Consider the following 7,552-nt stretch of genomic DNA (forward strand, 5'->3'; position numbering starts at 1 on the left):
TTGCAACTTTAGGTGGTAGACTTTGCAACTTTAGGTGGTAGACTTTGCAACTTTAGGTGGTAGACTTTGCAACTTTAGGTGGTAGACTTTTGGTTAGAAAAAACTTAGACTGCGCAGTACCTGTACATTGCAAAATATTGAGACTGAGTATGAGTGGTTTGAGTCACTACCATAAGAGTAGATTATGTCTGACAGTACTAGAAGCTGCTAATGTATGGTTGGCAACTTTATCTCCAATCACCAGAAAGAATTATGCTTCGGGGATCAAATTCCTGGTTTCTAATAATATACTAGATGGTTCTATGAAGCTGGAAAGTTTAGTTTGTTTTGATCATTGTGATGCTTTGAACAAGATAAAATCCTTAACAAGTACTTGTTCAGGAAAGCCTATTTCTGAGGCTTCAAAACAAGCTAGGGCTGCCTGTTATATATCTTTTACCAAGTTTCTTTATAGGTTAACTAAAGGTATTATAAAACAAGCTAGTCCTTCTAGAGATTTTGGAAATTCCACATTTTATAAGATCAGAGATAAGGTGAAAACAGAGTTCATATCTAAGCAAGAGTGGCTGTTGTTTTTTGATGCCCTGAAAAGAATTAGCTTTAGAGATTACCTAATAGGGAAACTAATAATTCAAGGAGTTAGAAAATTAAATGAGGTAATTTCTCTTAGAACGGAAGATTTATCTTTTGCACAGAATCTGGTCACTTTCAAGGTAAAAAAGAGACAAAATAGGTTTCAGGAGGTTAAAGTAAACTATCCTAGTTTCTTAATGCAAGAATTGCGTGACTATCTTGGAAATAGAGAAGGCTGGGTTTTTGTTTCTGGAGAAGGACAACAGGTGGCCATTAATCAAGTTTATTACTATTTTAAGCTGGCAGAAAGTGATATTAATTCTCCAATTAAAGTTACACCTCATGTTCTTAGAGCCAGCGCTCTGGCTTATCTGAAAAAAATGGGATTTGCAGATCAAGAAATAATGAGAGTTTCTTGTTTGTCTTCAACTCAAATGTTATCTGCTTATGATACAGGTAATATAGATAACATTACTTCTCAGTTGCCTTTGATATTTTAATATAATTTTAATTATACAGGACTAAAGAAACCTCTGTGGTTTAGTTTTATTTTTAGTGGAAATGGATCATTTCCACTTTAAGATTAGATAAGAGATACTTTTTTCGAAGCATTTTCGGATGCTATGGATTTGTCATAGGCATATATCATCTTCGAAGAAGAATGACCGGTGACTTTCATAATTTCAGAATCTGAACAACCCATTTTTTTATATTCTGTTACAGCCGTAGCTCTGAGAACATGAGGTGTAACTTTAAATGGTATATTTGCTTTTATTCCCGCTTTAGCAAAAGTGCCTGCTAGTTGTTTCAGGGAAACCCCTTTTCCTTTCTTGGTTACAAAAACTAAGCCTGATCTATTTCCAAGATAGACTTGAATCAATTTCATAAATTGTTGGGGATAGGTTATAATTGTTATTTTGGATACACCTCGATTTTTGCTTTGATCGAAAGATATGGTTCCGTTGTCAAATGAAATTTTATCTGTAGTAACAGATAAAACTTCTGTTACTCGTTTGGCCCCTTGGAGAATCGTTTGAGCTATTAGCCAGTCTCTGTAATTGATATTCTTTAATGCCTCCAAAAAAGCTACTCTTTCTATCCGACTCATAGCATTTGTTTTTACTAAGTCTCTGAGTTTATAGAATGTTTTATTGGATTCTTGATGAGAGGGTTGGGCTATAGGAATCATTCCTGAGGTTGCACGATTTAAGAATTTGGTTAGAGATATATAACAAGCTGCACGCACCTGCTTTGTTCCCTCCGACCAATGAACTATTTCTTCTGGGACTTGTTTTATTGAGTCTAAAATAATGTTGTGGTTGACTAGAGCAAATTCCTGTAGTGACATTTTCAGAGAAATCAAACCAATTCTTTCTAGTGCAAGTACAGAACCTTTGTAAGACCTAGCTGTATGACTATTTAATGAAGATATCCATATGAAAATGGCTTCTGAAAGTTGAATATCTCTTAATCCTTTCCAAATACATTCATTTTTAATAGAAAGAAATTCCTGGTGTGTCAGGTTGCTTCGGTAAACTTTACTTTCAAACATCTTATCTAAGCTTGTATGCAGTGAATTGTCTTTACGCACGTGCAACCTCGTGATATAAGTTGTGAATTTTACCTGATTATTTCCATAATCAAGCAAATTATATTCCCTAAACAAAATCCTCAAAGCTATTTTTGGATGTCCTATGATGAAACAATCTGAAGAAGAAAAAGAGCTCTTAGACGTTGAATTTTTTGTCCTAGGACAGGCTGTTAATTATCTAGAACATGCTCACACTGTTGTGCGTCGATTGTCTGAGCATCATTTCAAATTAGAGAGTCATAAAAATATATTTCTTCTGATACGGGATATATTACACACTAGGGAGACAATTTCCATATCTTTAATTTGGGAAGAGATAAAAAGAAGAAATCTCGATAAATTTATGGATGTTTCTTACCTGATACATATGTCTCAAAATGCAGACATACCTATAGATTTAGACCACCATATTGATTTCTTACATGAAAAACATGTTAATAATCTTCTGAAAGAATTTCTAGATTTGTCTTTTCAGGATTTTACAAGGTATCCTAATAGGCGTTCTCCCTATACTCTTGTGGATCAATTTAAAGAACGCTTGGACACTATTCACAAAAAAACATCGTACCCAAGAAGAAAAAACATAGGAAAGACTGTTTATGACATTTTTTCTTCCGGAGACGACGGTAAAAACGGTGTCATCTCACAGATACGCCATCGCTATGATTACAGGTCAAAACATCAAACTGATTATGTTGACGGATTACCTACGGGATACCCGTCTATAGACGAACACAGCATTATATTATCAAAGGGTAACTTCGTTGTTGTTGCTGCAAGGCCTGCAATGGGGAAGACAGCCTTTGCTATAGACATCGCACTTAATCTTGTCTTAGAACAAGAAAAAGGTGTTGGTTTCATTTCATTAGAAATGAGTCCGAATCAAATTGTGGAACGCATTGTATCAAATTTAAGTAATATTTCCTGTGAACAGTTAAAACGAGGGAATTTTCCTAAAGACGTATTATCTAAGATAGAAAATCTTGGAACCAAATTAAAAAAGACAAACTTTTTTATATGTGATAATAAAAGTTCGGATTTAAATTACTTGATAGATCAGGCAAGAGAATTAAAAGAAAGTCAAAGTATCGACGCCTTGTTTATAGACTATTTACAATTAATCGGTGGCAACAAAAAAGCTGAAAATCGACAAAATGAAATAGCTGAAATTTCGAGACAATTAAGAAAGTTAGCGGGTGAATTACAAATTCCTGTTGTATGTCTATCTCAACTGTCTAGAAAGGTAGAAGATCGAGGCGATAAAAGACCAATGCTATCGGATCTCAGGGATAGTGGTCAAATAGAACAGGATGCGGATGTAATCTTATTCTTGCATAGGAAAGATTATTATTCACAAGAGGCTACGAAAGGGCTTTCGGAAATCATAATTGGAAAAAATAGACATGGTTCGGTGTTTTCAACGAATTTAATGTTTAATTCTTCTACAGGGAAATTTTCGGTTCAGAAAGAAGCATGGTGAAATCAGAAAATCAAATTATTAAAAGTTCTCTGCATCTAGAGAATCAAAAATTTGGGAGAAAACCCCAACTAACAGAAGATCAATTAGAATTATTTTCTAGTGTTTGCACTGAGTCCAAAATAGAAGTAATTGGGTTAGATTTGCAACCATCTCATTATCATGCTCTTGCTGCTATTCAAAAACTATTAACGGCTACAAATTATCGAGGAAATTTAGAGGGTTCATACTTATCTAGAGAAACAAATACATTCAAATTTGAAGGTACTATTCCAAGAATCAAATTTACTAAGTCTGAATACTTAGAAGCATATGGTGTGAAGAAATATAAGACATCGAGAAACAAAAATGAATTTGGAGGAAAAGAAGCTTTAATAGCATTGGAAGCTTTATATCATTTGGGAAACGAACCGTATCTTATAGTTGCCACGAGAAAACGTTGGAATAAAGGAGAGGAAGTAGTCGACCGATACCAAACATTTTCTCCTATTTTACGTATATGTGAGGGGTGGGAGGGGCTTACACCAAAAGAAAACAAAGCTTTGGACGAAGAACCTTTTCTTAATCTAATTTCTAAAAAACACAAAGGATTCATCATAGAACCATGTCCTATAATCGTAGATCAAATAGACTCCTATTTTGTTTTAAAGCCTGCAAACATGTACCAGGAAATAAAATTAAGATTTCCTAATGCTTCCAAGTTCACCTATACATTTATAGATTGGATTGTTAGCACAGCTACAAGGAAAAAAATGAATAGTTCAGGCGTAAAAGAATGGCCTGACAAAATAGAAATAGGATTTGAAAACCTGTCTTATACCTTAAGAATGAATCGATATATTACTTCAAGAAATTGGAAAAAAATAGAATTAGCAATTAGTAGGTGTATTGAAATAGCTATCGAATTGAAATGGTTAACTAAACACGAAAGGATCCAAGGGAAAACCATTTCTAAAAAAGAAGTGTTTTATTTAAATAAAAACAAATTTCAACAAATTTCAACAAACAAAACCATTCAAAATACAACAAACAACAATTAATTGTTGATGGGCAAAAAAAAATAAATTAGAACTCAAATAAAAAGAGTTTTAATTATGGGTAATTCTGGTTTTTGCTTGTGTAACACACAAAATTGCGTATTTGCAGATAATATTAAAATTGGTCAAATGACCTCTCCATTGCAAAATCAACAGCTGTTAATTGGAACTGACTCTACGCCAGTAGCGGCAAAAATAACTGCTAAAGAAGGTCTTAAAGTAGAAATCCAAACGAAAACAGGTCAAGACGCATCTATAGATTTATCAATAGATCCAAAGGCTCTGTCAGATCTAATCCTAGGACAAATACAAGAAGGACTGATTGATGCTATCATAAAAAACATCACTAGTAGTCTAGTACAAGACGTTATTGATATGATAGTATCAGACCCAACTCTACACTTAAAAAATGCCTTCAAAAACTTTCCTATATCGGAAAAAATCCAATGTAATGGTCTGTTCACAAAATCCAATATCGGGACATTAGTTGGAGGTACTGAGATTGGGAAATTCACGATTACACCGGAAAATACTAATAGCACATTCTTAATTTCAGCAGATATCATAGCTTCTAGGATGGAAGGAAATGTCGTCTTAGCATTGGTGAAAGAGGGTGACACTGCTCCTTGCGCTATTAGTTATGGTTATTCATCTGGTATCCCAAATGTTTGCTCTTTAAGAACCTCTGTAAGCAATTCTGGAGCGACTCCTGTTACATTTTCACTAAGAGTTGGTGGTATGGAAAGTGGTGTAGTTTGGGTTAATGCGTTAGCAAATGGAGATTCAATTTTAGGAACAACAACCGTATCGAATATATCGTTCTTAGAAGTCAAACAACAAACAAACGGATAATAAAACTTAACAGCACTAAATTAAATGACTTTTTTGTTGGATATTTTCTTTCGGTTTTATATGAAAAAAACATGCATCTATTTACTGGAGAGATTATGAACAATAGACAGAGCATGACTAACGATTTTATTAAAATTGTAAAAGATGTTGAGAAAGATTTCCCAGAACTAGATATAAAAATGAAAATCCATAAAGAAAAGATTACCTTTTTAAATTCGCCGTCAGAATTATATCACAAAAGTATATCCGTTATACTGAACCTGCTCAACCAAATACAAACATCCTTAGGTTTATTCCCTGATTCTCCGATAATAGAGCAAATGGAACTCAACAATTTAAAGCTGAAAAAAGCTTTGATTATGTTGATTCTATCAAGAAAAGACATGTTCTCAAAAACCGAATAAATTAACATCTACTCTAACGTTGGAGTAAATGTGGAAACACTAGCATTTTGTTCTTTTAAAGGCGGTACAGGGAAAACAACCCTTTCATTTAATGTCGGTAGTAACCTTGCCCAAATAAGCAAGAAAAGGGTTTTGCTTGTGGATTTAGATCCACAAGCAAATCTAACTACATCCCTTGGTGTTCAAATTCATGAAGAATATAGTCTTAACGAGGTTCTAAGAAATTCTAATGAAATAGCCCGAGCTATTCATAAAACAAAAATAGAGAACCTTGATATCATCCCATCTTCTGTTCTGGTGGAGGACTTTCGGGGTTTAAATAAAGACGCCAGCTTATCAGTTAATCACCTACATCTAGCATTGCAAGAGATTCAGAACCAATACGATATATGTATCTTAGACACTCCACCAAGTTTGGGTATTCTTACTCAGGAAGCTTTTTTAGCTAGTCAATATTTGGTCGTATGCCTCACTCCTGAGCCATTTTCTATCCTTGGTTTGCAGAAAATAAAAGAGTTTTGTTCAACGATTGCAAATGATTTAGATGTTTTAGGAATAGTGTTTTCATTCTGGGACGAAAGAAATTCAACAAACTCAACTTACATAGGAATCATAGAGACAATTTACGAAGGTAAGATTTTATCTAGTAAAGTACGAAGAGATATTACTGTTAGTAGATCTCTGTTAAAAGAGGCTCCTGTAATAAATGTTTATCCAAATTCTAGAGCCGCTCAAGATATCTTAAATCTAACTAAAGAGATCGAAAACAAATTGTTTTTTAACAATAAACTAGTTCAGGAAACCCTGTGAGTAAGTTAATCAAAGAAGCATCTGCTTTTTTTCAAAAAAACAAAGAAAATACAGCGAAGGAATTTCATAAGAAAGAATTTGCGATGGATGTTTTCTCTGTTTCTTTAAGCGAAGATGAGAAAGAACAGATAGAGAACCTAATTGTTAGTAGATATGACCATCTTGATAGCAAATTTAGTAATGGATTGGCTTCTATTAAGCTATTGACAGGACAAATTAAGTCTATACAGAAGCAACATGTTCTCCTAATAGGCGAAAAAATCTATAGAGTTAGAGAGATTCTAAGGAGCATGAATTCTCCGGAAACTACATTTTCTGCTTGGGTCAACCTAGTTTTTCATACAAAGTCTTCAGCTTATAATGCCCTAGGATACTACGAATTATTTATTAGCCTTCCGGACAAGAATACGAAATCCCTATTTCAATCTATACCTTATAAAACGGCTTACTTGCTAGCATCCAGAAAAGGATCTGTCAAAGAAAAAGTCCGGATTTTAGGAAAAATTGAGGGCATGTCGAACTCATCGGCTATAGATATTCTGAATAAATTTCTTCCATCTTTAAGGAGCTCGCAAGCAGGAAAACTTGTAGGTTTTGAAGAAAAGAACAAAGAATTGTCAGAAAAACTAATAGAAATCCTAAAGATTGTTTGCTCGGACTTAGAGTTATCCGAGCATAATAGAAATCTGTTACAGCAGCTTTTTGAGAAGACTTTACACACAAATTCTGGATGCTGAAATCAATCAGCAGCAAGTAAAAAGTATTATATACTTTTAAGAATTTTAAACCCTGAAAACTCCGAGAGAAA

General features: G+C 33.9%; 8 protein-coding genes. 7 read left to right on the top strand and 1 reads right to left on the bottom strand.

The annotated features are described in order from the left end of the window. The first annotated feature begins 149 nt into the window (after positions 1-149). Entirely contained in the window at positions 150-1,073 is a 924-nt protein-coding gene (locus CF_RS05075) for a tyrosine-type recombinase/integrase (RefSeq protein WP_041468112.1), read from the top strand. 83 nt (positions 1,074-1,156) lie between these two features. On the opposite strand, the gene CF_RS05080 is transcribed toward CF_RS05075, so the two are convergent. Further along, on the bottom strand, positions 1,157-2,125 hold the full coding sequence (locus CF_RS05080; protein WP_041468113.1) for a tyrosine-type recombinase/integrase: 969 nt from the start codon (positions 2,123-2,125) through the stop codon (positions 1,157-1,159). 142 nt (positions 2,126-2,267) lie between these two features. Here CF_RS05080 and CF_RS05085 point away from each other — a divergent pair, with 142 nt between their 5' ends. From CF_RS05085 to CF_RS05110, 6 genes are all read left to right on the top strand, one after another. Next, positions 2,268-3,644: a replicative DNA helicase gene (locus CF_RS05085; RefSeq protein ID WP_041468114.1), complete on the top strand. Its 1,377-nt coding sequence runs from the start codon at positions 2,268-2,270 to the stop codon at positions 3,642-3,644. Continuing rightward, the gene (locus CF_RS05090; RefSeq protein WP_041468115.1) at positions 3,638-4,681 is read left to right on the top strand and encodes a hypothetical protein; all 1,044 of its coding nucleotides are present in this window, start codon (positions 3,638-3,640) and stop codon (positions 4,679-4,681) included. Before CF_RS05085 ends, CF_RS05090 begins: the two co-directional genes overlap by 7 nt. 54 nt (positions 4,682-4,735) lie before the next feature. Next, complete coding sequence (gene pgp3 / locus CF_RS05095; RefSeq protein ID WP_041468116.1) at positions 4,736-5,530, top strand: virulence factor Pgp3; 795 nt, start codon at positions 4,736-4,738, stop codon at positions 5,528-5,530. Between the two features lie 95 nt (positions 5,531-5,625). Further along, on the top strand, positions 5,626-5,934 hold the full coding sequence (locus tag CF_RS05100; RefSeq protein ID WP_041468118.1) for a hypothetical protein: 309 nt from the start codon (positions 5,626-5,628) through the stop codon (positions 5,932-5,934). Positions 5,935-5,964: 30 nt separating this feature from the next. Next, positions 5,965-6,744: a ParA family protein gene (locus tag CF_RS05105; RefSeq protein WP_041468117.1), complete on the top strand. Its 780-nt coding sequence runs from the start codon at positions 5,965-5,967 to the stop codon at positions 6,742-6,744. Beyond that, positions 6,741-7,481, top strand: a complete 741-nt coding sequence (locus CF_RS05110) for a CT583 family protein (protein WP_011458558.1) — start codon at positions 6,741-6,743, stop codon at positions 7,479-7,481. The genes CF_RS05105 and CF_RS05110 overlap by 4 nt, the downstream gene beginning before the upstream one ends. Positions 7,482-7,552: the final 71 nt, after the last annotated feature.

Origin of the sequence: Chlamydia felis Fe/C-56 (genome assembly GCF_000009945.1) — a bacterium.
Lineage (GTDB): Bacteria > Chlamydiota > Chlamydiia > Chlamydiales > Chlamydiaceae > Chlamydia > Chlamydia felis.